The 25,369-nt window shown below is 68.1% G+C and carries 26 protein-coding genes and 1 tRNA gene; 8 read left to right on the top strand and 19 right to left on the bottom strand.

From position 1 onward, the window contains the following. The 3 genes from ACAD63_RS08350 to ACAD63_RS08340 all read left to right on the top strand — a co-directional run bounded on the left by ACAD63_RS08350 (position 1) and on the right by ACAD63_RS08340 (position 3,156). Positions 1–77, top strand: a tRNA-Leu gene (locus tag ACAD63_RS08350). A gap of 619 nt (positions 78–696) precedes the next feature. Beyond that, complete coding sequence (locus ACAD63_RS08345; protein WP_133096367.1) at positions 697–2,244, top strand: serine hydrolase; 1,548 nt, start codon at positions 697–699, stop codon at positions 2,242–2,244. Between the two features lie 42 nt (positions 2,245–2,286). Continuing rightward, on the top strand, positions 2,287–3,156 hold the full coding sequence (locus ACAD63_RS08340) for a metal-dependent hydrolase (protein ID WP_135705410.1): 870 nt from the start codon (positions 2,287–2,289) through the stop codon (positions 3,154–3,156). A gap of 35 nt (positions 3,157–3,191) precedes the next feature. Here the strand turns inward: ACAD63_RS08340 and ACAD63_RS08335 are convergent, their stop codons facing one another. Next, positions 3,192–4,283 (bottom strand): mechanosensitive ion channel family protein, encoded by a 1,092-nt coding sequence (locus ACAD63_RS08335; RefSeq protein WP_133096369.1) that lies wholly within the window; start codon positions 4,281–4,283, stop codon positions 3,192–3,194. 300 nt (positions 4,284–4,583) lie between these two features. On the opposite strand from ACAD63_RS08335, the gene ACAD63_RS08330 reads away from it, so the two are divergent. Further along, complete coding sequence (locus tag ACAD63_RS08330; RefSeq protein WP_135705411.1) at positions 4,584–4,784, top strand: hypothetical protein; 201 nt, start codon at positions 4,584–4,586, stop codon at positions 4,782–4,784. Positions 4,785–4,821: 37 nt separating this feature from the next. Here ACAD63_RS08330 and ACAD63_RS08325 read toward each other — a convergent pair whose 3' ends face one another. Continuing rightward, entirely contained in the window at positions 4,822–5,304 is a 483-nt protein-coding gene (locus tag ACAD63_RS08325; protein WP_434033760.1) for a hypothetical protein, read from the bottom strand. Between the two features lie 170 nt (positions 5,305–5,474). Here ACAD63_RS08325 and ACAD63_RS08320 point away from each other — a divergent pair, with 170 nt between their 5' ends. Both ACAD63_RS08320 and ACAD63_RS08315 read left to right on the top strand, forming a co-directional pair. After that, a complete protein-coding gene (locus ACAD63_RS08320; protein ID WP_434033759.1) occupies positions 5,475–6,182 on the top strand; it encodes an HAD-IA family hydrolase in 708 nt (235 codons plus the stop codon). Between the two features lie 245 nt (positions 6,183–6,427). Further along, positions 6,428–7,399 carry a Bug family tripartite tricarboxylate transporter substrate binding protein gene (locus ACAD63_RS08315; RefSeq protein WP_133096372.1) on the top strand — a complete coding sequence of 324 codons (972 nt, stop codon included), beginning with the start codon at positions 6,428–6,430 and terminating at the stop codon, positions 7,397–7,399. Positions 7,400–7,548: 149 nt separating this feature from the next. Here the strand turns inward: ACAD63_RS08315 and phbB are convergent, their stop codons facing one another. The 4 genes from phbB to ACAD63_RS08295 form a co-directional block, all read right to left on the bottom strand. After that, positions 7,549–8,292 carry an acetoacetyl-CoA reductase gene (gene phbB, locus ACAD63_RS08310; RefSeq protein ID WP_133096373.1) on the bottom strand — a complete coding sequence of 248 codons (744 nt, stop codon included), beginning with the start codon at positions 8,290–8,292 and terminating at the stop codon, positions 7,549–7,551. A 187-nt stretch (positions 8,293–8,479) separates the two neighbouring features. Then, positions 8,480–9,064, bottom strand: a complete 585-nt coding sequence (phaP, locus tag ACAD63_RS08305) for a TIGR01841 family phasin (protein ID WP_240745876.1) — start codon at positions 9,062–9,064, stop codon at positions 8,480–8,482. A 196-nt stretch (positions 9,065–9,260) separates the two neighbouring features. Beyond that, on the bottom strand, positions 9,261–10,175 hold the full coding sequence (locus ACAD63_RS08300) for an ATP adenylyltransferase family protein (protein WP_434033758.1): 915 nt from the start codon (positions 10,173–10,175) through the stop codon (positions 9,261–9,263). Between the two features lie 354 nt (positions 10,176–10,529). Then, on the bottom strand, positions 10,530–11,138 hold the full coding sequence (locus ACAD63_RS08295; protein ID WP_434033757.1) for a cysteine hydrolase family protein: 609 nt from the start codon (positions 11,136–11,138) through the stop codon (positions 10,530–10,532). A gap of 178 nt (positions 11,139–11,316) precedes the next feature. Between ACAD63_RS08295 and ACAD63_RS08290 the strand changes: the two genes are divergently transcribed. Both ACAD63_RS08290 and ACAD63_RS08285 read left to right on the top strand, forming a co-directional pair. After that, positions 11,317–12,291: a GlxA family transcriptional regulator gene (locus ACAD63_RS08290; protein ID WP_195427602.1), complete on the top strand. Its 975-nt coding sequence runs from the start codon at positions 11,317–11,319 to the stop codon at positions 12,289–12,291. A 6-nt stretch (positions 12,292–12,297) separates the two neighbouring features. Further along, on the top strand, positions 12,298–12,657 hold the full coding sequence (locus tag ACAD63_RS08285) for a hypothetical protein (protein ID WP_434033756.1): 360 nt from the start codon (positions 12,298–12,300) through the stop codon (positions 12,655–12,657). Between the two features lie 16 nt (positions 12,658–12,673). On the opposite strand, the gene ACAD63_RS08280 is transcribed toward ACAD63_RS08285, so the two are convergent. From ACAD63_RS08280 to ACAD63_RS08220, 13 genes are read right to left on the bottom strand one after another with little or no spacing between them, the layout of a single operon-like run. After that, a complete protein-coding gene (locus tag ACAD63_RS08280; protein ID WP_135705420.1) occupies positions 12,674–13,129 on the bottom strand; it encodes a PaaI family thioesterase in 456 nt (151 codons plus the stop codon). Between the two features lie 16 nt (positions 13,130–13,145). After that, positions 13,146–13,937: an enoyl-CoA hydratase/isomerase family protein gene (locus ACAD63_RS08275; protein WP_135705421.1), complete on the bottom strand. Its 792-nt coding sequence runs from the start codon at positions 13,935–13,937 to the stop codon at positions 13,146–13,148. Beyond that, positions 13,924–14,586: a 4-carboxy-4-hydroxy-2-oxoadipate aldolase/oxaloacetate decarboxylase gene (locus ACAD63_RS08270; protein ID WP_133096559.1), complete on the bottom strand. Its 663-nt coding sequence runs from the start codon at positions 14,584–14,586 to the stop codon at positions 13,924–13,926. Before ACAD63_RS08270 ends, ACAD63_RS08275 begins: the two co-directional genes overlap by 14 nt. Positions 14,587–14,588: 2 nt before the next feature. Continuing rightward, complete coding sequence (locus tag ACAD63_RS08265; RefSeq protein WP_133096381.1) at positions 14,589–15,251, bottom strand: RraA family protein; 663 nt, start codon at positions 15,249–15,251, stop codon at positions 14,589–14,591. A gap of 5 nt (positions 15,252–15,256) precedes the next feature. Then, on the bottom strand, positions 15,257–15,919 hold the full coding sequence (locus ACAD63_RS08260) for an RraA family protein (protein WP_434033755.1): 663 nt from the start codon (positions 15,917–15,919) through the stop codon (positions 15,257–15,259). Between the two features lie 37 nt (positions 15,920–15,956). Further along, positions 15,957–16,964 carry a protocatechuate 3,4-dioxygenase gene (locus ACAD63_RS08255; protein WP_133096383.1) on the bottom strand — a complete coding sequence of 336 codons (1,008 nt, stop codon included), beginning with the start codon at positions 16,962–16,964 and terminating at the stop codon, positions 15,957–15,959. A 15-nt stretch (positions 16,965–16,979) separates the two neighbouring features. Next, the gene (locus ACAD63_RS08250; RefSeq protein ID WP_434033754.1) at positions 16,980–18,209 is read right to left on the bottom strand and encodes a CaiB/BaiF CoA transferase family protein; all 1,230 of its coding nucleotides are present in this window, start codon (positions 18,207–18,209) and stop codon (positions 16,980–16,982) included. Positions 18,210–18,226: 17 nt separating this feature from the next. Continuing rightward, positions 18,227–18,634 (bottom strand): Zn-ribbon domain-containing OB-fold protein, encoded by a 408-nt coding sequence (locus ACAD63_RS08245; protein ID WP_135705423.1) that lies wholly within the window; start codon positions 18,632–18,634, stop codon positions 18,227–18,229. Positions 18,635–18,638: 4 nt separating this feature from the next. Further along, the gene (locus ACAD63_RS08240; RefSeq protein WP_133096386.1) at positions 18,639–19,802 is read right to left on the bottom strand and encodes a thiolase domain-containing protein; all 1,164 of its coding nucleotides are present in this window, start codon (positions 19,800–19,802) and stop codon (positions 18,639–18,641) included. A gap of 19 nt (positions 19,803–19,821) precedes the next feature. Further along, positions 19,822–20,802 (bottom strand): Bug family tripartite tricarboxylate transporter substrate binding protein, encoded by a 981-nt coding sequence (locus ACAD63_RS08235; protein ID WP_133096387.1) that lies wholly within the window; start codon positions 20,800–20,802, stop codon positions 19,822–19,824. Positions 20,803–20,844: 42 nt separating this feature from the next. Further along, positions 20,845–21,972, bottom strand: a complete 1,128-nt coding sequence (locus ACAD63_RS08230) for an acyl-CoA dehydrogenase family protein (RefSeq protein ID WP_434033753.1) — start codon at positions 21,970–21,972, stop codon at positions 20,845–20,847. Positions 21,973–21,986: 14 nt separating this feature from the next. Beyond that, positions 21,987–23,183 (bottom strand): acyl-CoA dehydrogenase family protein, encoded by a 1,197-nt coding sequence (locus ACAD63_RS08225; RefSeq protein WP_133096389.1) that lies wholly within the window; start codon positions 23,181–23,183, stop codon positions 21,987–21,989. A gap of 10 nt (positions 23,184–23,193) precedes the next feature. Beyond that, complete coding sequence (locus tag ACAD63_RS08220) at positions 23,194–25,356, bottom strand: acetate--CoA ligase family protein (protein WP_434033752.1); 2,163 nt, start codon at positions 25,354–25,356, stop codon at positions 23,194–23,196. Between the last annotated feature and the right edge of the window lie 13 nt (positions 25,357–25,369).

Genomic DNA, 25,369 nt, shown 5'->3' with positions numbered 1-25,369 from the left:
CGGAATTGGTAGACGCACTAGGTTCAGGTCCTAGCGGTGGCAACACTGTGGAGGTTCGAGTCCTCTCCTGGGCACCAAAGGTTTCAAGCGAGAAGCCCGCACGAATGTGCGGGCTTTTTGTTTTTCCGGAACCTGTCAATCAATCCGCCGAGCAAAGCTCCGACGCCGCCAAGTCCATTGCGACTTGACCATTGCCAACAGGCAATGGATATCATGCGTCGACTCTGATCGCTTGCTCTCCTTCTCCAGCAACAACAAGATGGCGCTCAATCCGGCGCTAATTCGCTCCAGCGATTCCGCCGTCCCGGGCGGGACAATGTTGAGTACGTCTGTGGTGTGATAACTGCGCGTATGCATAGCATTCTTCCTCCGACAAGAGAAACGCCGCCGATCTGGTTCAGACAGGAGGTGGCGGGCCTGACAACGGGGGTGACAACCGGTGAACCGAGGGAAAACCGGCCAGCCATGCGGCTGCCCCGCCCGGCCCGCCGTGGAAACGGCTTGCTCGCGCGATTCTTACCAAACTCCCTTGGTTCCTTCGGGTTGTCACGCCCGCCTCACCGAACCCCTCGGTGAGGCTTCCAGTCTCCCGCCCTGCCGTCAGGGCGTACATGAGACGCTTCGCATTCATTGCCCGCATCCATCGCCTACAGTAAATCCGACAGGCGCCATAGCGCCGCCGTCGGGAGACCTGCCGTGGGCAAACTGAAAGAGCGTCGCCGTTTCCTGGGAGCCGCGCTGAGCGGCCTGCTCGCACCGGCCCTGCCCGCCTGCGGCGGCGATGACGATCCCGCGCCGCCGCCGGATCCGGTTCCCGAAGCGCAGATCACCGCCGCCATCGCGCAGGTCGATACGCTGGCCGCCAACCTGATGGCCAGCTCGGGCGTGCCCGGCATGGCCATCGCGGTGGTGCGCGGCAACCGGGTCGTCTACGCCAGGGGCTTCGGCCGCCGGCTGGTCACCGATCCCGCGCCAGTCGATGCCGATACCGTGTTCCAGCTGGCGTCCGTGTCGAAGTCCATCGGCGCCACGGTGGTGGCGCGGCAGGTGGGGCGCGGCAGCATCGGCTGGGACACCCCGGTCATTCAGCACCTGCCATGGTTCGCGCTGGCCGATGCGGAAACGACAGAAGCCGTCACCATCGGCGACCTTTATGCGCATCGCTCCGGCCTGCCCGACCATGCCGGCGACCGCCTCGAGGACATGGGCTACGACCGCCGCGAAGTGCTGACGCGCCTGCGCTTCCTGCCGCTGCATCCGCTGGGCGCGGTCTACGAGTACACCAACTTCGGCATGACCGCCGCCGCCGATGCGGTGGCCAGCGCCGCGGGCATCGACTGGGCCACGCTGTCCGAGCAGGCCATCTACCAGCCGCTGGGCATGACCCGCACCAGCTCGCGCTACGCCGACTTTGCCGCGCGCGACAACCGCGCGCTCGGCCACGTCAAGGTCAACGGCACCTGGGTGCAGGGCATGGGCACCATGCCCGATGCGCAATCGCCCGCGGGCGGCGTCAGCGCCTCGGTCAACGACCTGGCGAAATGGCTGATCATGGTGCTGGCCAAGGGCGAGTTCGCCGGCCAGCGCATCGTCGATGCGGCGGCCCTTGCGCCGGCGCTGTCGCAGCAGATGCAAAGCGGCCCGCCCGTGCAAGGCCGCCCTGCGAGCTACTACGGCTACGGCTTCAATATCGGCACGACCGAACTGGGGCTGACCAACTACAACCATTCCGGGGCCTTCGCGGTCGGCGCGGCGACCAGCTTTACCGCGGTGCCGTCGCTGAACCTGGCCATCGTCACGCTGACCAACGGCTACCCCATCGGCATCCCGGAAACATTGAATGCGCAGTTCTTCGATCTGGTCCAGTACGGCACCTTCCGCCGCGACTGGGGCGCGATCTTTGCCGAGGCCTTCGCGCCCTTGCTGCTGCCCGAAGGCAGGCTGGTCGGGCAGTCGCCGCCGGCAAGCCCGTTGCCCGCGCGGGCGTTGTCAACCTATGCCGGCACCTATCGCAACGACTATTACGGCCCGCTAGTGGTCGCCGAGCAGGGCGGCGCGCTGGTGATGACGCTGGGCGCGAAACCGCTGGTCCTGCCGCTGACGCACTGGGACGGAGATGTCTTTACATTCACGCTAAATAACGAGAACGCCAATCCCGGCACCATCTCCCGGGCAGAATTCTCCAGCGACCGGGTATGGCTGGAGTATTACGACCACGAAGGGCTCGGCGTTTTCGTCCGCTAAGCCTTGCCGCAAACCCATGACTCCGCCACGGAAGGAATGACCATGATCAGATTCCGCGCAGTCGTACTCACCGCCGCCGTCGCCACACTCGCCGCCTGCGGCACGCCCACGCCGACACCGACCGCGGTTACGCAGGTACCCACCCCCACCACCGCCGCCGGCAAGACTGAAGTCCTGTGGCTCGGCCAGTCCGCGATCCGCATCACCTCGCCGGGCGGCAAGGTCATCGTCATCGATCCGTGGCTCACCACCAACCCAAAGACCCCTGCAGGATTCAAGCAGCTGACGTCGCTGGGCAAGGTCGACCTGATCCTGGTCACCCATGCGCATAGCGACCATCTTGGCGACGCCCCCGCGCTCGCGCAGCTCAACAACGCGCCGATCTACAACGCAGGCGGCATGGGGCAGGCACTGATCAACCTCGGCATGGTCCCGGCCGCGCTGGTGCAGCGCTTTGGCAAGAGCGGCACCGTGATGCCGTTCGGCCAGACCGGACCCAAGATCACCGCGGTACACGCCGAGCACTCGTCCGAACTGGTGATGAAGAACCCGGCCACCGGCAAGGACGAAACCCACTATGGCGGCGAACCGGTCGGCTACATCGTCGAGATGGAGAACGGCTTCCGCATCTGGCACATGGGCGATACCGGCCTGTTCGGCGACATGCGGCTGATCGGCGACCGCTACCGCCCCGACCTGGTGCTGATCCCGATCGGCGACCACTTCACCATGGGGCCGCAGGACGCGGCGATCGCGGTGCGCGACATGATCCGGCCTCGCTTTGCCATCCCGATCCACTATCAGACTTCACCGCAGCTGCGCGGCACGCCGGAGGAATTCACCACCGCGCTGGGCGCCGGCGCGGTCACGCGCGTGATCGTGCCGCAGCCGGGAGAAAAGGTAGATTTCTGATTCGCACGGCAAGGGTCGTTGCCGTGCACACCGCTTTACGCCATGTGCACGGCGGCGCCGCGAACCGCGGCATCTCCCTTGCCCTCACCCTCCCCTTCAATGCGAAGGCGAGGCAGGAACTGCGGATACTCGCGCTGCATGAAGTCGATCAGCCCTTCGCGCACGACGCAGCGCAAGTCCCACGCCAGGCCGGATGACGCCGCGGTGCACAGCACGCGCAGCTGCATGGTGCGCTCGGTCGCATCGGTCACCACCAGGTTGAAGAAGCGCCGGTCCCATTCGGGCGCCGCGTGGACGATGCGCTCCAGCTCCTTGCGCAGCGGTGCCAGCGGCATGCCGTAGTCCACGTGGAAGAACACCGAGCCCAGCAGCTCCGCGCTGCTGCGGGTCCAGTTCTGGAACGGCTTCTCGATGAAGTACTGCAGCGGAATGATGAGGCGGCGATCGTCCCAGATCCGCAGCACCACGTAAGTGCCGGTGATCTCCTCCACGCGGCCCCACTCGCCCTCGACTATCAGCACATCGTCCAGCCGGATCGGCTGGGTCAGCGCCAGTTGCAGGCCGGCGATCAGGTTGCTGAACACCGGCTTGGCGGCAAAGCCCGCGATCAGGCCGACCACGCCGGCCGAGGCCAGCAGGCTGGCGCCGACCTGCCGAGCGCCGGGGAAGGTCATCAGCACCATCGACGCGCCGATCACGATCACCAGCGACATGGCGATGCGCGAAAGCACCCGAGTCTGCGTGTGGATGCGCCGCGCGCCCATGTTGTCCGCCACATCGACCGGGTGCCGTTCCAGCACGCCCTGCGCAAAGCCCGCAATGACGCGCGCCGCCAGCCAGGTCATGGCGATGATCATCAGCAGGCCGTTCAGATGACGCACGTTGTCGATCCAGCGCAGGTCGTCCGGCGCCGCCTGCCAAACTGCCTGCAACGCCAGCAGCGGCAGCACCGCCTTGGCCGGCGCGCGCGACTTGATCGCGATGGCATGCAGCACCGGCGTGGCGCGCGTAATGCGCAACAGCACCAGGCCGCCAAGGCGATGCGCGATCAGCGCGACGATGACGGCGACCAGCGCGGCGGTCCACGTGCCGAACCAGGGATGATCGAGGAGGAGGTCAAGGTTCATGCGTCGTCCTGTTCATTGCGGGTTGCACGGTTATGGAGCTAACGACACCCCGGCGGCGCGAAAGTTCGGCTCGTGCCACGTCACTGGAGCGCGGGAACAGAGATGTTAGAACACGCCTGTTACCGCATCGCCCGCGACGGGTTTCATTTCTACAACGGGCGGCAAGATGTTCAGCGGGAGGCACGGAAACCCAGGGCGCAACGCCCTCCGGCACAGCTCTGCCGGAGTCTGCAGCGCCCTGCCCGCCACGGCATGGATGTTGCAACTCCATCGGTTCCGGCCAACCCACAGGAGAGCGATATGGCAACGCAGAAGGAACAGCGGAATGCGCCTGGGGCCCAGCCCAATCCGGGCGTCAGGACCGACCGCGACGCGCGCGACATCAAGAGCCGCAGCGAAGATCCGGGCCAGAGCAGCTATGGCGGCTTCAAGAACCAGGACCCAAGCAGGCAACACCAGGGCGATGCAAGCCGCAAGCCGGGTCAGCGGCAGGGCAAGTAGCCAGCGCTTGCATTGAAGACGACCACGCGTACGCGCGCTATTCCGCGTGCACGCGGTGGTCGGCCGCGCGCCATTGCCGCCGCTGCCGGCGCCAGCGATTCATCGCAGCGATGCCGAGCCGCCACAACCGGCGCGGGTGCGCATGCGGGTGCGGATGCGGATCGACCAGCAGGCTCTGTGCACGCGCGTAGTCACGCACCAGCCCCGGCGTCCACGCCATGGTCTTGCCGCGCTTGCGGATTTGTGCGGCCAGCCATAGCTCCGGCATGCACAGCGTCTGCAGCAGCAGCGTCCACGACTGCCGCTGCCCTCGCCTGCGCATCAAGGCGCCTTCCACCGCGGCTTCGAGCGCGCGCGCCGCGCTGACGGCGCAATTCCGGTAGGTCAGGTTGTACGTCGTATCTGCGCACCACGCATGCCAGAAGCGCTGCAGGCGCGCGGCATCGTAGTTGCGCAGGTGCACGCGCACGGTGGAGTCGCCGCGCCGCGACGCCTCGGTCGCATAATCGGGCTCGAACACGCTGGCGGATTCTAGCCACAAGATGCGGGCGGTGCGAGATTATGGCGCGGCCGGCACATCGGAAACGGCCGGCGGAAATGGCCGGCGGAAACGAGCGACGGAATCGGGGCCCGCGCGGTGGTAAGCTACCAGACCCCATCGCCCTCGCCAATCCGCAGCGTCCCCGCCCCATGCGCCTGTCCAAGGTCTCCGCCATCTCCTTCGATCTCGACGACACCCTGTGGCCGTTCGGCCCCGCCGTGGCCCGCGCCGAGGCGACGCTGCTGGCCTGGCTGCTGCAGCACGCGCCGAAGACAGCCGGGGTGCTGACCTCGCCCGCGGTGCTGCGCGACCTGCGCGCGAGCTATGAAGGCCGCAACCCGCACCTTGCGCATGACTACCGTGCGCTGCGCCTCGGCTCGATCCTGCTGGCGCTGGAGATGGCCGGCGAGGACGCTAGCCTGGCAGAAGACGCATACGACGCCTTCTTTGCCGCGCGGCAGCAGGTCGAATTCTTCGAGGACGCGCTGCCCGCGCTGGAATGGCTCAGCGAACGCTTCCCGCTGGTGGCCGTGTCCAACGGCAACGCCGACCTGAAGGTCACCGGCGGCCATCACTTCTTCCGCGCGGCGCTCAGCGCCGGAACGTTCGGCACGGCCAAGCCGGCGGCGGCGATCTTCCATGCGGCGGCCGCGGCAGTCGACACGCCGCCGGAACAGATGCTGCATGTCGGCGACGATCCCGACCTCGACATCGTCGGCGCACTGGGCGCGGGGCTGCAGGCCGCGTGGCTGGTGCGCCCGGACGGCCCGCACACGGCGCAATGGCAACGCGGCGGCGCGCGCCCGCACCTGATCCTCAGCGACCTGCAATCGCTCTGCCGCGCGCTGGCCGGCTGAGCGCGCCAACGCAACAGGACCCACGCTGCCCGAAGGCGATATCGGGCCAACGCATACCTAATATGCGAAAATGTCGGCTCGCGACCAGGGCCGAGACCCCTGCGCTTGCCTCGCCACCGCACGATCCAGACGTTCCCCGCCATCCGCTCCGGGCCGTTCCAGTGCCCGACACCGCCGCAATCCGACAGGTTCACAGGCAGCAAGCCAGGGTCCACCCCGCAAGATTTCGATCGAGGAGAAACAAGATGTTGAAGGCCCTCTTTGCCACCCTGCTGGTGGCATGCGGACTGACGAGCGCCCACGCGCAGACCCCGGCCAGCTTTCCGACCAAGCCGATCCGGCTGGTGATCCCGTTCCCGCCCGGCGGCGGCACCGACATCCTGTCCCGCCTGGTGGCAACGCAGGTCGGCCAGGCCACCAAGTGGAATTTCGTGCCGGACAACAAGCCGGGCGCCGGCGGCACGCTGGGCATCGCCGAGGCGGTCCGGGCAGCGCCGACCGGTTATGAGCTGGTGATGGGCCAGAAGGACAATCTGGTGGTCGCGCCGTGGCTGTACAAGTCGGTCACTTATGTGCCGAACCGCGACCTGGTCGCGATCAGCCATGTCGCTTACACCCCGATCGTGATCGTCACGTCGGCCAATTCGCGCTTCAAGACGCTGGCCGACGTGGTCACCGCCGCGCGCAGCGCACCGGGCGCGGTCAAGTATGGTTCGCCCGGCAACGGCACCACCATCCACCTGGCTGCCGAGATCTTCAGCCATGCGGCGGGGATCAAGCTGCTGCACGTGCCCTACAAGGGCTCCAACGCGGCGATGATGGACGCGCTGGCCGGCAACGTCGACCTGATGGTGGCATCGGTGCCGTCGGCGCTGGCGCAGGTCAAGGCGGGCAAGCTGCGCGCGCTGGCCGTGACCTCGGCCACGCGCAGCACGTCGCTGCCTGACGTGCCCACCGTGGCGGAAAGCGGCTACAAGCAGGTGGACGTCAGCACCTGGTACGGCCTGTTCGCCCCGGCCAGGACGCCGCCCGAGGTGGTCAACCGCATCCATGCCGAAGTGAACAAGGTCCTGGCCACGCCGGCGATGATCCAGGCGATCCAGGAGCAAGGCGCGGAAGCCAAGCTGATGACGACCAGGGAGTTCTCCGACCTGGTGCAGTCGGACTACAAGAAGTGGAAGGATATCGTCGAGCGTTCGGGCGCGAAGCTGGAGTAAGGCCGGCGCGCCGCCACCGGGTTCGTTGCCAAGGAATGCCCGCCGCGGATCACGGCGGGCATTTTCTTTGGAATCCGAGGCCGGCAATCACGGCTGCCGCATAGCCGGCGATATAGCCATTGACGGCGCCCCGACCGCCCATCCCTACGTCAGTCCATATGCTGACCGCCGTTGATGGCGAGATTCGCACCAGTCAGGTAAGCCGCATCCTCCGAGCAAAGGAAAGCGACCAGCCCCGCCACTTCCTCGGGCTTGCCCAGGCGCCCCATCGGAATCTGCGGCAGGATCTTGCTGTCCATGATCTCCTTCGGCACGGCCGTCACCATCTTGGTGGCCAGGTAGCCCGGCGATACCGTGTTGACCGTCACGCCTTTCCTGGCGACCTCCAGGGCCAGGGCCTTGGTGAAGCCATGCATACCGGCCTTGGCCGCGGAATAGTTGGTCTGGCCAAAGGCGCCCTTGGAAGCGTTGACTGACGAGATGTTGATGATCCGGCCCCACCCGCGCTCCACCATGCCCTCGCAGAGGGGCTTGGTGACATTGAACACGGAGTCGAGATTGGTCCTGATCACCGCATCCCAGTTTGGCTTGTCCATCTTCCTGAACGCCATGTCCCGCGTGATGCCGGCGTTGTTCACCAGGATGTCGACGCGGCCGAACTCGGCCAGGATTCGTGCCATGCCTGCCTGGCAGCTCTCGTAGTCCGCCACATCGACCTCGTACGCGCGGATCTCGCGGCCGCCGGCGGCCATGGATGCCAGCCATTCCTGGACCTTGGTGTTGCCCGGCGAATGCGTGACCACCACCGTATAGCCCGCGTCATGCAAGCGGATGGAAATGGCCTCTCCCAGGCCACCCATGCCGCCGGTAACCAATGCGATTTTCTTCGTCATGCTGATTCTCTCTTCTTGCAAAGTAAAAGACCCCTGACCTGCCGGGAATGGCAGGCCGACTTAACGGCTTACCGCAACGGCTGCAGCCCCTGCCGGCGCCATGCGGCAAGGGGGGAGCCGATCGATGGCCGAGTTTCTTCTTGGATGGATACCGGCCAGGCCGGCGCGCGCCGCTCGATCCGGCGGACTAGCGCTGCGTTGGCTGGCGATCCGGGCCCGTAGCCGCGCCGGGGGTTGCGGTAAACGTGGCGGAAGCCAGGCCGGCCAGCTGCTGGCTCAGGGCTTGCGCGGCGCGGTAGGATTGCGTGGCGTTATCTAATGTCGCCTGCAGCGTGGCGGAAATGGCTTCGGAACCGGCCGGGGCATTTTTCACGAAGGCATCGACGAAGGCCTGCACATTGCGCTGCTGCTGCTCGTATTGCTCTTCAACGGCCCTGGCCAGGTCGGCCTGGGCCTGCGATGCGATCTCGCACACGTGGCGCGCATACTCGATGGCTTTGTCCGCAGCAGATTGCGGCACATTGCCTTGAACTGACAACCCCGGATCTTGGTTGGCCGACACGGCCTGCAGGATTACCTGCCCTTCAGCCATGGCTGCCTTGGCCGCCTGCAGGTTCAGTTCCGTCAGCTTCTGGATCCCTTCGAGGGTGGAGTTCGACAGCTTGGCCAGGTTGGTCAGGTTGTTCTTATGGACTGCCGCAAACTGATCGGACGTAAAAAAGGACATGGATTGAGTATGCCTCTTGTAGTCGCCGGGTGTCGCCTGCCGCAAGGCTACAACGCACCGGTCGAGCGTGGTTTTCCAAACGGTTATGGGCCTTGGTGCACTGCACAAAGACCAACGCAAAGATTAGAGGACTTGCTCTAATTTCGTCCCTAGGGACTTACCAGAGGTGAAGTGAAGCCCACGCCTTAATGTGCATTAAACGTCATGTATATAACATTTGCTTACATAATGGCGTGCATGGCTACCCCTCCCCACCCGTCTCACCGTCTGCCGCGGCGCGCCGGAGGAGACTCATCGGGCCAAGCCTCTCAACCGTGCGTCTCTGCGCTGCATCCCGGACAAACAACGAGCCGGCAAATGCGAGGGCATTGAGCGCGATGCCTTCCACGCATTCCCTGGCCCTGCGCACCAGCAGCAGCCCGGCAGGCATGACCAGCAGGTTGTATGGCGCCGACTGAAGCAATGTGCCATCGACATGCAGCGTCCGTACGCCAACCGAATCGAGCAATGCGCGGTAGCGCTCGCAGGCCGTGCACGCCAGCTCGTGCGGGGGCGCCGCAACCAGGTCCAGTGGTGCGAATGCGTGCGCAAACGGAAGGCCCGGGACGGCGCGGATGGCTCCTGGGTCGCCGCTGATCCGCGCCGGCTGCAGCAAGGCATCGATCGGCAATGGACTGCCTGCGGCCAGAGGCAGCGGCACGAGCTGCAGGTGCTTGTGGGCCTGGCTCGCACCGGCGGCCGCCCCGCCGTTGTAGAAGCCCAGGCTTGGGAACTCCGCCATGCAAGCAAGCAGTGCGGCAAAGTCCGGGAGGGTCAGTAGTGATTCCTGCGGTTCGAAGCAGCGGGTGACGATCAGCAGGTGATGTTCGATGACGTAGAACTTGTTCAGCAGGGCCACATGGCCGTCGGAGATATCCGTGACAAACAGTGCAGGGTCATAGGGCAGGAACGGATTGCCGCCGGCACTGCCCACCTTGCGCGCCTTGTCCTTGCTCTGCAGGCTCGACACCTCGCGCACCAGGAAGCGCACGCCGCCGTCCTCGATTACCGTCTGGATGGTTTCGATCGGACACAATGCCCCGCTCTGCAGGGCGTGCGCTGTCCGTCGGACAATGGCCGGCCAAAGTGTGCCTGGCTGAAGGTGCAGATGGTGCATGTCCGCTGGCGCTCCCACTTCAGCATAGCGCCACCGCAAGGCCCGCTCAACTGGCGATGCCCGCACATCAATTCGAGTCCGTGCCAATCGGCTGCGGCGATCCCTACCCCGCCGAGCGCTGCAAGCGCATCGAAACAGAAAAGCTGGCGGCGGGGTGCACGGTCACCGAGACTTTGAAAGTCTCGCCGGCGGCGTCCAGGTAGCGCCGCACGATCTTCAACGCGGCCGCGCCCGGCTCCAGCCTGAGCGGCCATCGCGCTGGGCTTGCTGCGCGGCGAGGAATTCGACCGGCTGGTGAATCCGATGCGTCTGGCAAAGGCGCAACAGTAGGCAGGCGACCGCGCTCCCCCGCGGTCAGACCACCGGCAGCTTCAGCACCTGCTCCGTCGTCAGCACATCGCCAAAGGTATCCTCGATGCTCGCCAGCGCCGCCTGGTGCAGGTCACGATGCCGCACCACGCCGCCGGGCCGGTCCAGGTCGCGCGTCGCGCAGGCGTCTTCCGCCACGATCACGCCATAGCCCAGCGGCACCGCGTCGCGCGCGGCGCCAGCGACGCAGGCGTGCGTCATCAACCCGGTGATGACCAGCGTCCTGATGCCGGCGGCCTTGAGGCGCTGGTCCAGGTCGGTGGTCGGAAACACGCTGACCGAAGTCTTCTGCGCCACCGTATGGTGGCCTGCGGGCTGCAGGTCCCGGTGGAACGCCGCGCTGGCGCCCTGCTCCGCAAAGACGGGGCTGCCCGCCGGCGCCAGGTGCTGGACGTGGAACACGGGAATGCCGGCGGCGTCCGCATGCGCCACCAGGCGCCGCGCGTTGCCGAGCGCGGCCGCGCCATCCGGGATCGGCAGCTTGCCGTCGAAGTATTCGTTCTGGAAATCGATCACCAGCAGCGCCGTGCTGGCGGCTGCGATCGCGGTGGGGGCGCTGGCACCGGCCAGGGTGCGGATCGTCGGGTGTGTCATCGTTGTCCTCGCTGTCTTCATCGTGATGGAAGGGAGCGCGCCTGCCTGGCGGGATTGCCGCCATGGCACATCGCTGCACGCAGTTTCCAACGACCGCCGCCGCCCCGAAAGCGTCCCGATGGACAACATCCGCTAGAATCGGGCCAACTTCAGACGCCCCCCTGCCTGCGAGGAAGCGATGCACACCGTCGCCGTGATTGCCTTCGAAGGCATCAGCCCGTTTCACCTGTCCGTGCCCTGCATCGTGTTCGGCGACGATCTCGCCAATCTGGGCGTGCCGCGCTACCGACTGCTGATCTGCGGCGAGCAGACCGGCCTGATCCGGACCATGTCGGGCTTCCGCATCGAGGTCGAGCACGACCTCTGCGCGCTGGAACAGGCCGATACCGTCATCATGCCGGCCTGGCGCGACCCGGCGGAACGTCCGTCGCCGGCCCTGCTGGCGGCGCTGCAGGCCGCCAGCGCCCGCGGCGCGCGCATCGCCGGGCTGTGCCTGGGCACCTTCGTGGTCGCCGAGGCCGGCCTGCTCGACGGCCGGCCGGCGGCCACCCACTGGGTCTGGGCCGATGACTTCGCCGCGCGCTATCCCAGGGTCCGGCTCGACCGCCGTTCGCTCTATATCGACGATGGCAGCATCCTCACGTCGGCGGGCACCGCCGCCGCGCTGGACTGCTGCCTGCACCTGGTGCGCCGCGACCATGGCGCGGACGTCGCCAACCGCGTGGCCCGCCGCATGGTGGTGGCGCCGCACCGGCATGGCGGGCAGGCGCAGTACATCGAGCAGCCGCTGCCGCAGACGGCCGGCGCCGACAAGCTGAGCACCACGCTCGATTGGGCCATCGAGCACCTGGAACAGCCGCTGACGCTTGACCTGCTGGCCGACAAGGCGGGCATGAGCCGGCGCAATTTCACGCGGCGCTTCAAGGCCAAGACCGGCACCACGGTGACGCAGTGGGTGCTGAACCACCGGCTCACCGCGGCGCAGCGGCTGCTGGAGACCACCAGCAAGAGCATCGACGTGATCGCCGGCCTGGTCGGGTTCGGCTCGGCGGTTTCGTTGCGCCAGCACTTTGCCCAGACCTTTGCCATTTCACCTTCCGCCTACCGCAAGCAGTTCGGCACCACAGCGCCGTCAGGCCGTGCCGCTGCATAACCCGTCATGACCCGCTTTCTCCGCTTCCGCTTTTTCCGCTCCCGCTTTGTGCGCTGCTGCATTGCCGCCATTGCCATTGCGCTCGCCGGCACCGCCCATGCTGCGACCGATATCGACTGCGACCCGTCGGCCGCGCCCGCGGGCCGCGCGCCCTCGCAGCGGCTGATCTGCGAGTCGGCGCTGTTTTCGATGGGCTATCAGCGCATTTATGCCGACCAGCAGCGGCAGCTGAAGGCCGGCACGATCACGGAGGCCGAGGTTGCCGCGTTCCGCAAGAAGCGTGACGGCTGCGAGACGGCGGCATGCCTCGACGCCGTGTTCCGCGAATGGCGGACGTTCGCGGCGCAAGCGGGCGGCAAGCGCTGAAGGCTGCCGCGTCCGGTCAGCCCGATGCCCGGCTGACGAGCATGCACGTTGCCGTCGCGGTGGCGACCGCCCGGCCGTCCTGCAGCAGCTCCGCCGCAACGTAACAGACGTTCTTGCCGCGGCGCTCCAGCCTGGCGCGCCCGAGCAATTCGCCTGCTCTGGCCGGCCGCAGGAAGGAGAGGTTGAGGTTCAGCGTTGCACAGAATTCCTCAGCGCCCAGCGTAGCCGTCACCAGCATGGCAGTCACGTCGTCGAGCATCGCTCCCAGCATGCCGCCCTGCACCTGGCCGGCCGGGTTCAGGAAAGCCGGCGTGGCCTGATAGGCGGATTCCAGCGTTCCCGCTTGCAGGTCGACCGCGCCGATATTGCCGCCAAGCAATGCGCAGATCGGCGGTGGCGGCACCTGCCCGCGCCGCATCCTGGCAAAGTAGTTGTCCGAGGCTTTTTCCAACGATGTCGACAACGATGTCATTCCCTATCCTCTCTTCTCAGCAGCCGCGAAAGCGCGGCGCGCGCTTTTCCAGCCAGGCCTGCGCGCCTTCGCGCAGGTCTGCGGACGCATCGGCGCGCGCAATGTCGGCGGCAATCTCCGCCGGATCGAGCGTGCCGGCCGCGATCCGGTTCAGGTATCGCTTCATGCCAAGCAGGGCCAGCGGCGCCATGCCGGCCAGCTTTTCGCTCAACCCGGCGGCCTGCACCTGCAGCGCTTGCGCATCCGCCGCCACGCGGTCAAGGAAGCCGCATGCCAGCATCTGCGCCGCATCAAGCCTGTCGGCCGCCAGCAGCACGCGCTTGGCCGTGGCCAGGCCCAGCCGGGCCACGTAGCGCTCCAGCCCGCCGCGATAGAACAGCAGCCCCAGCCGCGCCGCCGGCACGAACATGTCGACGCCCTGCGCGCCCAGCCGGAAATCGCAGGCCAGCGCGAGGTCGGTAGCGCCCCCGTACAGGCCGCCCTGGATCACCGCGATGGTGACGGGCCGTGCCGCTTCGAGCGCGTTGGCGAGGGCTTCGAAGCGCTCGCCGGCGTTGCTGCCACCGACCTTTCCGATATGGAAGCCGCTGCAGAAATGCTTGCCCTGCGCCTCGATCCGCAGCACCAGCACTTCGTCGCGGGCATTGATGGCGGCGATGTGCTCGCGCATCAGGTCGAGGTCTTCCGGCTCGAGGCGGTTCGCGACCTCGGGCCGGCGCAGCGTGATGACCGCCACCGCACCGTCGATGGCAAGCGCCGGCGGCTGCCCCGGCGCGGTCGCGCTGGCCTTACCGTCAGTGGAAGCCATAGATCTGCATGGTCGATTCGCCCGCGCGCACGCGGCCGAGGATGGCGGCTTCGGCAGCTTCGCGCTGCTGCGCGCGCGCCACCACGTCGGCCGCGCTCCGCCGCGGCACGACCACCACGCCATCCGCGTCGCCCACGATCAGGTCGCCGGCTTCCACGCGGGTTTCGCCGAACAGCACCGGCTCGTTGAGCCAGCCGATGGCGCCATAGTCCTTGCCGGTGCCGCGTATGCACAGCCCGCGCGCAAAGACGGGGAGGCCGATCTCGTCGAGCAGCACGCCGTCGCGCACGCAGCCGTCGATTACCAGTCCCGCCAGGCCCTTCACCTTGGCGGCAGTGGTCATGATCTCGCCCCAATAGCCGTGCTCGTAGGCGCCGCCGACATGGACCACCAGCACATCGCCGGGCCGGGCGGCTTCGATGGCGCGATGCAGCCACAGGTTGTCGCCACCGGGCGAATGCACGGTCAGCGCCGGGCCGCACAGGCGGAAGCGGGGCGCCACCGGCTTGATCACCGGCGGCAGCACGCCGATCTTGCCGCCTGCCTCGTGCAGCGTGGCGGTTGGCAGCGTCGCCGCGGCCACGACGACCTCCGCCGGCACGCGTTCGAAATCCGCACGCGTGGTGCTGGCTGCGTCATGTTCCTTCATGCTCATGCCCCTTTCGTCTGCAACTGGTGATAGCGGAACTGGCGGCGCGCCTCGTCCAGGCGCATGCCGCCGCGCACGGCTTCGCGGATCGCGTTCTCGGCATGCTCGACGGCCTCGGCCGTGTCCAGCACCGCCGCTTCATGCTCGCGCGGGATCACCACCACCCCATCGGCATCGCCGCGCACGATATCGCCGGGCTGCACGCGCGCATCGCCGATATTGACGGGGATATTGGTGGCTTCCACCTGCACGCGGTCCTTGCCGGTGCGCATCCAGTGGTCCTTGCTGAAGACCGGGTAGCCGAGCTGGCGGCACAGCGCCACGTCGCGGCACACGCCGTCGATCACGGTGCCGGCGATGCCGCGGCGGTGCGCGATCTCGGTCAGGATGTCGCCCCACACGGTGGCGTTGTCGCGCCCGCCGTTGTCGAGTACCAGCACGCTGCCCGGCGGCACGTCGTCGATGTAGTCGCCCACCGTGCCCGGCGGGTTGGAAGCCGGGCCGTACAGCAGCGTCCACGCGCGCCCCGCCATGGCAAAGCTGTCGCCGCGCGGCTTGATGCGGTAGCACTGCCCGGCGATGCCGAGCTTGTCGAGCGCGTCGCTCAGGGTGGCGGTATCGAGCCGCGCCGCGCGGCCCACGTTGATGTCCGTTGATTCGCTCATGGTCGTCAATCCTTCAGCATGTGTTCGTAGTTGCCGCCCATCACCTGCCCGATCGGCGTGCCGGCCAGGATGGCCTTCGACATGGCGGACTCCTTGAGGACGATGGCCTCGGCGGTGTCGAGCACGCGCTCGATATCGCTCGCCGCGATGAAGATCACCGCGCTGCGGTCGGCAAGCACGTAGTCGCCGCCGGCCACGGTCACGTCCGCGATCTCGACCGGCACGTTGGTGCCCTTCTCCACCACGCGGCCGCGTGCGGTGAAGGACGTCAGGCCCCGGCTGAACACCGGGAAATCAAAGGCGATGGCCTCGTCGATATCGCGCACGGGGCCATCGGCGACCACGCCGGCCACGCCGCGCACCTTGGCGCCCAGCGACAGCAGGCCGCCCCAGCTGCCGGCTTCGACGCCGCTGCGCTGCTCGACCACGATGATGTGGTCGGGGCCGGCCGCTTCGATGGCGGTGCAGCCCAGGTGCCGCACCGGCCCCGCCGGCGGCGCGCCGGTGCCGAGCTTGACGGTGATGGCGCGGCCGGCAATGCGGCCGGCGCCGCTGCGCTGCGGCAGGCCCGTGACCACGCCGGGCAGTTGCAGCTTGTCGAGCGCGTCCGAGACGGCGCAGCAATCGAGCCGGCGCAGGCGTTGTACGTAGGAATCAGGTTGCGTCATGGTGTTGTCTTGGCTTGTCTTGTGTGGCGGGATCCGGTCAGCCCAGCGTGCGCCAGGCGGCGAAGCACAGGCCGGTGCCGGTCAGCGCGGGGGTGCGGTAGCCCGGCACGTAGCTGACCCATTCCAGGTCCAGCTCGCGCACCGCTTCCACGGCGATCAGCCAGTTGCGGATCTCTGAGCTGCCGGCCTGCAGCTGCTTCGGATCGAGCGAAGCCAGGAAGGCGGTGTCCTTGTTGCGGATGGCGGCGATGATGGCTTCGTCCAGCGTTTCGTCCACCACGAAGTGGCTCAGGCCGCCGGAGGCCAGCACGCCCACGCGCAGGTCTTCCGGGTAGCTGGCGATCAGCTCGCGCAGCGCGGTGCCGAGCTGGATGCAGCGCCGCGGCGTGGGCTGGTTGGGCGGATCGAAGGTGTTGACGATCACCGGCACGATCGGAACCACTGGCCGGTCAATGTCCTGCAGGTAGCGGCGGTGGATAAACGAGAAGGCATGGCCCTCGAACTGCCCGCGCTCCAGGCCGTCCATTGCGGTGATGTCGAAATCGCGGTCGCACAGCGCGCGGATCAGCCAGCGCGCCAGCGGCGCATGCACGGGGTAGTCGCGGTCGGCGTCGGGCTCTTGCCGCGCCATGCGGGCCTTCTTGTACCAGCCGTCGTTCGCGCCCACGTCGCGCCTGGCGTTGCGGATGGTGTCGCCGTAGTAGATCGCGAAGGCCGGGTTGTTAGTGGTGCGGAACAACTCGGTCTGGTCGTCGCCGACCACCAGCAGCACGTCCAGCCGGGCGGCGTGGATACGCTCGCGCAGCTCGTCCATGGCGGCCTCGGCACGGTCATAGCGCTCGCCCATGCGATCGGGCGTAACCATGGACTCGGCCTCGGCCGGCGCCGCGGCAAGCAGCTTCTCGTAGGTGGTGGGCTCGCCCGCGCGGTCGAAGTAATACGGGTTCTTGGGATCGACCTGCGGGAAGCCGTATTGCCAGTCCTCGCGCTGGGCGGCCAGCATGATGCTGTGTGAAGAGCCGAATGCGGCAACGATTTTTGCCATGGAAATGTCCTTCGATCAGACGATGAATGCCGCGCGCAGTTCGGCGATGCGCGCCGCGCTGTAGCCAAGCTCCGCGAGAATGGTGTCGGTGTCGCCGCCCTGTTCGGGCGCCATGCGCGGCGGCGCTTCGCGCGGATAGCGCGACAGGCGCATGGGCTGGCCCACCAGCGAGACCTCGCCCAGTTCCGCATGCCGCATCGGCCATGCCATGCCCAGGTGGCGCACCTGCGCGTCGGCGAATACCTGGTCGATGCCGTGGATCGGCCCGCACGGCACGCCGGCCTTGAGCAGGCGCTCGGTCCATTCCGCGGTGGTGCGCCCGCGCAGCGCGGCGGCGACTGCCGCATTGACCTGGTCGCGGTTGCACACGCGTTCCGGGTCCGAGCCCATGCCCGGCTCGTCGACGAGATGCGGCACGTCGAGTGCCTCGCACAGCCGCTTCCACATGGTCTGCCCGATCGCGGCGATATTGAGGTAGCCGTCCCGCGTGGCAAACACGCCGGTGGGCACGGTGAGCGGATGCTCGTTGCCGCTCTGCGCCGGCACCTTGCCGTCGATCAGCCATTGCGCGGCCTGGAAGTCCAGCATGGCGATCTGCGCTTCCAGCAGCGAGGTCTGCACCCACTGCCCCTGGCCCGACGCTTCGCGTTCGAGCAGCGCGGTCAGGATGCCCATGGCGCAGAAGTGGCCCGCGCACAGGTCGGCAATGGGAATGCCTACCCGCATCGGCCCTTCGCCCGGCTTGCCGGTCACGCTCATCAGGCCGCCCATGCCCTGCGCGATGGAGTCAAAGCCCGGCCAGCCCGCATAGGGGCCGTCCTGGCCAAAGCCGGAGATGCTGGCGTAGACCAGGCGCGGATTGATCTCGCGCAGCGCATCGGGCCCGATGCCAAGGCGATGCTTCACGTCCGGCCGGTAGTTCTCGATGAAGACATCGGCGCGCCGGACCAGGTCATGCAGGATCGCCACGCCCTGCGGCGACTTCATGTTGAGCGTCAGGCTTTCCTTGTTGCGGTGCAGGTTCTCGTAGTCGGCACGGTTGTGGTCGCGCCCGCCGATCATGTCGTCGCCGCCGGGTGCGCCGGGCGGGATCTCCAGCTTGATCACGCGCGCGCCCATGTCGGCGAACAGCCGCACCGCGGTGGGGCCGGCCCGCACGCGCGAGGCGTCGATCACGGTGAAGCGCGACAAGGGGCCGTGGCGCTTCGGCTCCGCCTGCCGGGGATTGGTTGCGTTGTCTTCCATCTTCAAGCTCTCCCAGGTCATGCGGGTGTGAACATTGGCACAGCGTGGCCGCCATCGCTCGCCCTGAACACCACCCGCACGCGCTGGCCGATGGCCAGCTCGCGCGGATCGCAGTCCACCAGGTTGCTCATCATGGTCACGCCCTCGTCGAGCTGGATGAAGGCCAGCGTGTAGGCCGCCTCGGCCCGCCCCATGGTGCTGTACGAATAGACCGTGCCGTGGCCGCTGGCCTCGCGCCATTCGGTGCGCAGGGACTGGCAGTGCGGACAGACGTCGCGCGGGTAGTGATGCGCCTCGCCGCAGTCCAGGCAGAACTTGACCAGCAGGCGGCCCTGGTCGGCGGCCTCCCAGAAAGGAAGGCTCTCTGCCAGCGTGCGCGGCGCGGGGATCCTGCGCGCGGCGGTGTTGGTAGTCGTGGTGCTCATGGTTTCAAACCCTTTCCAGGATGAGCGTGGCCGCGGTGTGGCGCGAGGCAAGCGCGCCGCCGATGCCGCTGGCCAGCGCCAGGTCGCAGTTCTTGACCTGCACGGCGGGATGCGCTTCGCCGCGCAGCTGGCGGACGGCCTCGATCACCTTGGTAACGCCGCCGCGATTGGCCGGGTGGTTGTTGCACAGCCCGCCGCCGTCGGTGTTGAAAGGCAGCCTGCCCACGCCGGAGATCAGGCCGCCGTCGGCGACGAATTTGCCACCCTCGCCCTTCTTGCAGAAGCCGAGGTCTTCCAGCTGCATCAGCACGGTGATGGTGAAGCTGTCGTAGAGCGATGCGTACTTGATGTCGGCCGGCGTCACCCCGGCTTCGGCGAATGCCGCGGGGCCGGACCACGCGGCCGCGGACCAGGTCAGGTCGATCTTGCCGCCCATGGCGTGCTTGGGTGCCTCGCCAGCGCCCTTCACCTTGACCAGCGGGCGCCTGAGCTGCCTGGCGATCTCGGGACGCGCCACGATCAGCGCGCCGCCGCCGTCGCTCATCACGCAGCAGTCGAGCCGGTGCAGCGGATCCGAGACCATGGGCGAATTCACCACGTCTTCCACCGTCACCACATTGCGCAGCATCGCGTGCGGGTTGTGCCGGGCATGGTGCGAGGCGGCAACCTTGATCCACGCCAGCTGCTCGCTGGTGGTGCCGAATTCGTGCATGTGGCGCCGGGCCACCAGGCCATACAGATTCTGCGTGGCCGGCCCGAACGGCAACTCGAAGGCCAGCTCCGGCGCGTCCGGGTCCGGCGCCTTGAGCGAGAGCGCCGCGCCCGCCGCGCGGGGGCGCCCGGCCAGCGTGATCAGCGCCACGTTGCAGCGCCCCGCGGCAATCGCCTCGGCGGCGTGGGCCACGTGCAGGATCGGCGCCGAGCCGCCGCATTCGGTGGAATCGACGTGGCGCGGGCGCAGGCCGAGGTATTCGACGATGGTGGTGGTGCCGAGCCCCGGCGCATCGCCGGCGCAGAAGTAGCCGTCGATATCGCTCGCCGAGAGGCCGGCATCGGCCAGCGCCCCGAGGGCGACGTCGGCGTGCAGGCGGGCAACGGAAAGATCGTCGGCCTTGCGGGTGGGGTGCTCGTAGGCCCCCACGATGTATGCGGATCCGTTCAGAGTCATAGCGGGATGGATGGAGGGGTCACTGTTCGGGCTTGAAGCCGCTGGCCTTGATGACGGGGCCCCAGTAGGCCAGCTCTTTGCGCTGCAGGCGGTCCAGGTCCGCGGCGTCGCGGTAGTCCGGCTGCAGCACCGCCTTTTCTTCCAGCATGCTGCGCACGTCGGGCATGGCCAGCACCTTGCCGAGCGCCGTCTGCATGCGTTCGAGTTCGGCCTTGGGCGTCTTCGCCGGCGCCCAGACGCCGGTCCAGGCCTCGCCGGCATCTACCTTGACGCCCTGCTCGGCCACCGTGGGCACGTCGGGCAGCAACGGCGAGCGCCTGGCGCCGAACACGCCGATGATGCGCACCTTGCCGCCGCGCGTGTGCGGCAGGATGTCGCCGGCGGTCATCACCGCGGCGGCCAGCTGGCCGCCGATCAGGTCTGTCGCCAGCGGCCCGTTGCCCTTGTACGGCACCACGTTCAGCGGCACGCCGGCTGCCTTGCCGAACTGCAGCCCGGTAAAGTGCGTCTGGCCGCCAAGGCCGGCGCTGCCGAACACGGTTTCCTTGGGATGCGCCTTGAGCCAGGCCACGTATTCCCTGACGTTGGTCACGCCGGTCTGGCTGCTCACCACCAGCGCCAGCGGGTAGGAAATCACCACGGCGACGGGGCTCAGGTCGGTCAGCAGGTCGTACTTGAGCGTTGCCGGCGGATAGAGCAGCGTCGGGAAGATCGCGGTGGCATTCGGCGCGACCATATAGGTCAGCCCATCGGGCGCGCTGTGCTTGAGCATGCCGGTGGCGATGCGGCCGCCCGCGCCGGGCTTGTTGTCGACGATCACCACCTGGCCGAGCACGCCTTGCAGCTTGTCTGCCAGCACGCGGGCGACGGTATCGGTGGAGCCGCCCGGCGGAAAGCCCACCAGCAGCCGGATCGGCGGCTTTTCCTGGGCGTGGGCCGCGAGGCAGAAGCCCAGCGCCAGCGCGCAGCACACCGTCCTGAGGGTCTTGAAAATGGCCATGCCTTGTCTCCTTTTATCTTTATGGATGCGCCGTCCGGGCGGCTACGCTTGTCCGCCGAAGCGGCGCAGGTGATGCGAGGCGTCGCCGAACAGCTGGTTGATCACCATCAGCCGCTTGGCGTAGTGCCCCACGCGGCATTCGTCGGTCATGCCCATGGCACCGTGCATCTGGATGGCCCACTGCCCGAGCTGGCGGCCGGCCTGGCCGGCCAGCACCTTGGCCGCGGACACCAGCCGGCGCCGTTGTGCCGGCTCGCCTTCCTGCACCGCCATGGCGGCCGCGCAGGCCATCGACTTGCCCTGCTCCAGCGCGATCAGCATGTCGGCGATGCGGTGCTGCAGCACCTGGAACTTGGCCAGCGTGGAGCCGAACTGCTTGCGGGTCTTGAGCTGCTCGGCAGTCAGCTCGATCAGCGCTTCCAGCGCGCCCACCGCCTCCGCGCACAGCATGGCGCTGGCGCGGTCGGTGGCGGCCTCGACCAGTGGCAGCGCTGCGCCGGCCTCTCCCACCAGGGCATCGGCCGCTACGCGCACGCCACGCAGCGTCAGGTGTGCGGCGCGGCGCCCGTCGAGCGTGCTGAATTCCCTGAGCGACAAGCCCGCCGCGCCCGCCTCGACGAGAAAGAGCGAAAGGCCGTCGGCATCGTCGACCTCGCCGGCGGTGCGCGCGACAACCAGAAACACGTCCGCGCTGCCGGCCTCCAGCACCAGCGTCTTGGTGCCGTCCAGCACCCAGCCAGCGCCATCGCGCCGCGCCAGCGTGGCGACGCGGGACAGGTCGTAGCGCGCATCGGCTTCACTGCATGCCAGCGCCATGCGCGCTTCGCCTCCGGCGAGGGCCGGCAGCCAGCGTTGGCGCTGGGCCTGGCTGCCCGCCTCGTCCAGCAGCTGGCCGGCCAGCACCACGCTGGAGAGCCAGCCCGCGCCACCCAGCGCGCGGCCGAGTTCCTGCGCCACCAGCATCATTTCCACGGGGCCCTGCGCACTGCCGCCGACATCGTCGGCCAGCGGCAGCCCGAGCAGGCCCAGATCGGCCATACCGGCCCAGCGCGCGGCGGCCAGTTCCGCCGGCTCGGCCTCGCCGCGTTGGTGGGCGGGATACTCGCCGTCGCAAAATCGGCGCACCGCGTCGCGCAGCGCCAGGTGTTCGTCGCTAAGAGAAAAATCCATGGTCGGGTACGGTGTCAGGCCGAAAGGAAGGCCTTGCTGATCAGGTTGCGCTGCACTTCATTGACGCCGCCGTAGATCGACAGCTTGCGCGCATCGAGGTAGTTGGCCGCCAGCGCGGCGAGCTCCGGCGGGCTGGCTGCGTCCGCGCCATCACCGGCACCACCCAGCAGCGCGGCCTCGTCGAACGGCACCGCATGCGGGCCGGCGATTTCCACCAGCAGCTCATAGATGGCCTGGCGCAATTCGGTGCCGCGCACCTTCAGCATCGAGGCCTCGACGGCCGGCACGCGGCTTTGCTGGTTCGGGCTCAGCAGGCGCAGCGCGGTGAATTCCAGCGCCATCAGCTCGATCTCGAACTGCGCGAGCCGCGACTGCAGTACCGCGTCGTGCTCCAGTCCCTGCTGCACCGCCAGCGCACGTGCCCGCTCGAGCTGCTGCTTGCACGAGCCGATGCCGGCGATGCCGGTGCGCTCATGGCCCAGCAGGTACTTGCCGTAGGACCAGCCCTTGTGCAGCTCGCCGACCAGGTTCTCGACCGGCACGCGCACGTTGTCCAGGTAGCACTCGTTGAGGTCGGTGCCGCCTTCGAGCATGCGGATCGGGCGCACTTCCACGCCGGGCGACTTCATGTCGATCAGCAGGAAGGAGATGCCCTCCTGCGGCTTGGCGGCATCGGGATCGGTGCGGACCAGCGCGAACATCATCGAGCACCAGTGCGCGTAGGAGGTCCACACCTTGTGCCCGTTCACGACGAAATGCTTGCCGTCGGATTCCAGCACCGCCGTCGTGCGCACCGCTGCCAGGTCCGAACCGGCTCCCGGCTCTGAGAAACCCTGCGCCCACCAGGTATTGCTCTGCCGGATGTCCGGCAGGTATCTGGCCTTTTGCTCGGGCGTGCCGAAGGCAATCAGCACCGGGCCCAGCATCTGGATACCGCTGGCGATGATGCGCGGCGCGCCGCCGAGCATGGTCTCTTCGTCGAACAGGTAGCGCTGCACGTGGGTCCAGCCCGGGCCGCCGTGCTCGACCGGCCAGCCCGGCGTGAGCCAGCCGCGCGCTTCCAGGATGCGGAACCAGGTCACGTAGTCGGCGTGTTCGAGGCGCAGGCCGAGTTCGACCTTGCGCTTGATGGCGGCCGGCAGGTGCGCCTTCACGAAGGCGCGCACTTCCTGGCGAAAGGCTTCTTCCGCGGGGGAAAATGTCAGTCTCATCGTGCTTGCCTCATGCGTGCGGCTTCATGACCACCGCCTGCGGCTGCAGGACCACCAGCGCATCCAGCGCCAGCACGCGGTCCGGGTAGGCCACCAGCGGATTGATGTCGATCTCCGCAATCCCGGGATTGGCCCGCATCTGCTCGCCGATCAGCGCGACCACTTTGGCGATGGCCGCGGTGTCGACCGCAGCCGCGCCACGGATGCCGCGCAGCAGCGATGCCGCCTTCAGCCGGCCGAGTTCCTGCAGGATGTCGGCCTCGGCCAGGTCGGCCGGCAGTAGCCGCACGTCCTTCAGCGCCTCGATCCAGATGCCGCCCAGGCCCACCAGCACCACCGGCCCCCAGTCGGCATCGCGCCGCGCGCCAACCACCAGTTCGAGCCCGCGCGGGCCCATGGCCTCGACCAGCACGCCGTCCAGGCGCAGGCCGGGACGGTGCTTGCCGATGTTGTCGTGCAGCTGCTGCCAGCCGGCACGCAAGGCCGCCTCGCCCGCCAGCCCGACGATCACGCCGCCGACGTCGCTCTTGTGCGGCAGCTCGCTGGCCTGCGCCTTGATCACCACCGGATAGCCGATGCGCGCGGCCACTGCGACGGCCTCGTCCGCGGTGGCGGCGAGGCCACCCTGCGGCACCGGCAGCCCGGCGCCGGCGAGCCAGGCCTTGCCCTGGTACTCGGCAAAGACACCCGAGGGTGGCACCGGGCCGGGCAACGGCAGCGCCCGTGGCGCGCCCTGCGTGGCACGGTGCGCACGCTGCAGCGCCTCGCCGTAGGCGGCCACGCGCGCCAGCGCGCGCAGCGCGCGGTCCGGCGAACGGAAGAACGGCACGCCGCTGGCGCGGATCGCCTCCACGAAGAACGGTTCGATCGGTCCGCTGTCGCCGGTCACCACCAGCACCGCCGGCTTGTCCGCGCGGGCCAGCGCCGGCACGATGTGCTCGGCCTTGTCGCGCTGGGCCACCTCCGGGCCGGCCGGAATGCCCAGCACGATGCTGCCGATGTTGGGATCGGCCAGCATGGTCAGCAGGATGTCGCCGATCAGGCCGGGCTGGCGCACGCCGATGGTGGTGTAGTCCAGCGGATTCTCCGCGACGGCATAGCCGGGCAGCATTTCGGTAAGGCGCTGCGTGGTCGGCGCGGTCAGCGCCGGCAGCTCCAGGCCGAGTCCGTCGCAGAAGTCGAGCGCGATGTTCTTCATCGCACCCGATCCGGTCATAAAGGCCGGCCCGCCGCTGGGCGGAACCGGAAAACGCAGCAGGATCGCCGCTGTGTCGAACAGTTCGTCGAGCGCATCGACCAGCACCACCGCCTCGCGCGCCAGCAGCACCGACGCCGTGGCGTGGTCGCCGGCCAGCGCGCCGGTATGCGACTGCGCGGCCTCGCGCGCCCGCGCACTGCGGCCCGGCATCAGCATCACCACGGGCTTGCCGGCGGCGCGGGCTGTGCGCGCCAGCTGCAGGAACAGGCCCGGCCTGCGCACCTGCTCGGCGTAGACCGCGATGACGCGCGTCTGCGGATCGGCGATGTAATACGAGAGCACGTCCTCGATGCCGACCGACGCCTCGTTGCCCGTGGACACCGTGGCGGTCATCGGCAACCCGCGGCCGATGAAGGCATCGCGCAGGTTGGCCGCCATCGCGCCGCTCTGCGCCACCACGCCGATGCCGGGACGGCCGCCGCAGGGATATGGCTGCACCGGCTCGAAGGTCACCGGCACGCCGGCCTCGAAGTTGGTGAAGCCCATGCAGTTGGGGCCCAGCAGCAGGATGCCGGCCGCACGCGCGGCGGCAGCCAGCTCCTCCTGCTTCGCACGGCCTTCGTCGCCGGTCTCGGCATAGCCCGAGGCAAACAACACCGCCGCGCTGGCACGGCGCTCGGCCAGCGCCCGCACGGCATCCAGCACGCCGGCTTCGGGAATCGCCAGCACGGCCAGGTCGATGCCTTCCGGCAGTTCATCCACGCTCTTCACGCAGGCACGGCCGTTGATCTCGGTACTGCTGCGGCTGACCAGGTGGATGGCGCCGGCATAGCCGAAGCGCTCCAGGTTATCGAGCACGAAGCCGCCAAACGACCTCGGGTCCGCCGAGGCGCCGACGATGGCGATCGAACGCGGCTTCAGGATGCGATCCACCGGCACCAGTTCGGATGCAGGGGCGGGAGTGTGACTGTTCATGGAATTGCAGCTT

It is taken from the genome of Cupriavidus sp. a3 (genome assembly GCF_051015765.1).
GTDB classification, from domain to species: Bacteria; Pseudomonadota; Gammaproteobacteria; order Burkholderiales; family Burkholderiaceae; genus Cupriavidus; species Cupriavidus oxalaticus_A.
The sequence above is the reverse complement of the archived record's forward strand: the minus strand, read 5'-3'. Positions and strand labels throughout refer to the sequence as shown.

Bases quoted from the DNA above. Each gene is read 5' to 3' on its own strand.
- ACAD63_RS08235 (WP_133096387.1), bottom strand. From the start codon at position 20,802: ATGGCCATTTTCAAGACCCTCAGGACGGTGTGCTGCGCGCTGGCGCTG.
- ACAD63_RS08290 (WP_195427602.1), top strand. From the start codon at position 11,317: ATGCACACCGTCGCCGTGATTGCCTTCGAAGGCATCAGCCCGTTTCAC.
- ACAD63_RS08315 (WP_133096372.1), top strand. From the start codon at position 6,428: ATGTTGAAGGCCCTCTTTGCCACCCTGCTGGTGGCATGCGGACTGACG.
- ACAD63_RS08270 (WP_133096559.1), bottom strand. From the start codon at position 14,586: ATGAAGGAACATGACGCAGCCAGCACCACGCGTGCGGATTTCGAACGC.
- ACAD63_RS08340 (WP_135705410.1), top strand. From the start codon at position 2,287: ATGATCAGATTCCGCGCAGTCGTACTCACCGCCGCCGTCGCCACACTC.
- ACAD63_RS08255 (WP_133096383.1), bottom strand. From the start codon at position 16,964: ATGGCAAAAATCGTTGCCGCATTCGGCTCTTCACACAGCATCATGCTG.
- ACAD63_RS08300 (WP_434033758.1), bottom strand. From the start codon at position 10,175: ATGCACCATCTGCACCTTCAGCCAGGCACACTTTGGCCGGCCATTGTC.
- ACAD63_RS08330 (WP_135705411.1), top strand. From the start codon at position 4,584: ATGGCAACGCAGAAGGAACAGCGGAATGCGCCTGGGGCCCAGCCCAAT.
- ACAD63_RS08260 (WP_434033755.1), bottom strand. From the start codon at position 15,919: ATGACGCAACCTGATTCCTACGTACAACGCCTGCGCCGGCTCGATTGC.
- ACAD63_RS08250 (WP_434033754.1), bottom strand. From the start codon at position 18,209: ATGGAAGACAACGCAACCAATCCCCGGCAGGCGGAGCCGAAGCGCCAC.
- ACAD63_RS08220 (WP_434033752.1), bottom strand. From the start codon at position 25,356: ATGAACAGTCACACTCCCGCCCCTGCATCCGAACTGGTGCCGGTGGAT.
- ACAD63_RS08230 (WP_434033753.1), bottom strand. From the start codon at position 21,972: ATGGATTTTTCTCTTAGCGACGAACACCTGGCGCTGCGCGACGCGGTG.
- phbB (WP_133096373.1), bottom strand. From the start codon at position 8,292: ATGACGAAGAAAATCGCATTGGTTACCGGCGGCATGGGTGGCCTGGGA.
- ACAD63_RS08245 (WP_135705423.1), bottom strand. From the start codon at position 18,634: ATGAGCACCACGACTACCAACACCGCCGCGCGCAGGATCCCCGCGCCG.
- ACAD63_RS08225 (WP_133096389.1), bottom strand. From the start codon at position 23,183: ATGAGACTGACATTTTCCCCCGCGGAAGAAGCCTTTCGCCAGGAAGTG.
- ACAD63_RS08275 (WP_135705421.1), bottom strand. From the start codon at position 13,937: ATGGCTTCCACTGACGGTAAGGCCAGCGCGACCGCGCCGGGGCAGCCG.
- ACAD63_RS08240 (WP_133096386.1), bottom strand. From the start codon at position 19,802: ATGACTCTGAACGGATCCGCATACATCGTGGGGGCCTACGAGCACCCC.
- ACAD63_RS08320 (WP_434033759.1), top strand. From the start codon at position 5,475: ATGCGCCTGTCCAAGGTCTCCGCCATCTCCTTCGATCTCGACGACACC.
- ACAD63_RS08285 (WP_434033756.1), top strand. From the start codon at position 12,298: ATGACCCGCTTTCTCCGCTTCCGCTTTTTCCGCTCCCGCTTTGTGCGC.
- ACAD63_RS08335 (WP_133096369.1), bottom strand. From the start codon at position 4,283: ATGAACCTTGACCTCCTCCTCGATCATCCCTGGTTCGGCACGTGGACC.
- ACAD63_RS08265 (WP_133096381.1), bottom strand. From the start codon at position 15,251: ATGAGCGAATCAACGGACATCAACGTGGGCCGCGCGGCGCGGCTCGAT.
- ACAD63_RS08280 (WP_135705420.1), bottom strand. From the start codon at position 13,129: ATGACATCGTTGTCGACATCGTTGGAAAAAGCCTCGGACAACTACTTT.
- ACAD63_RS08295 (WP_434033757.1), bottom strand. From the start codon at position 11,138: ATGACACACCCGACGATCCGCACCCTGGCCGGTGCCAGCGCCCCCACC.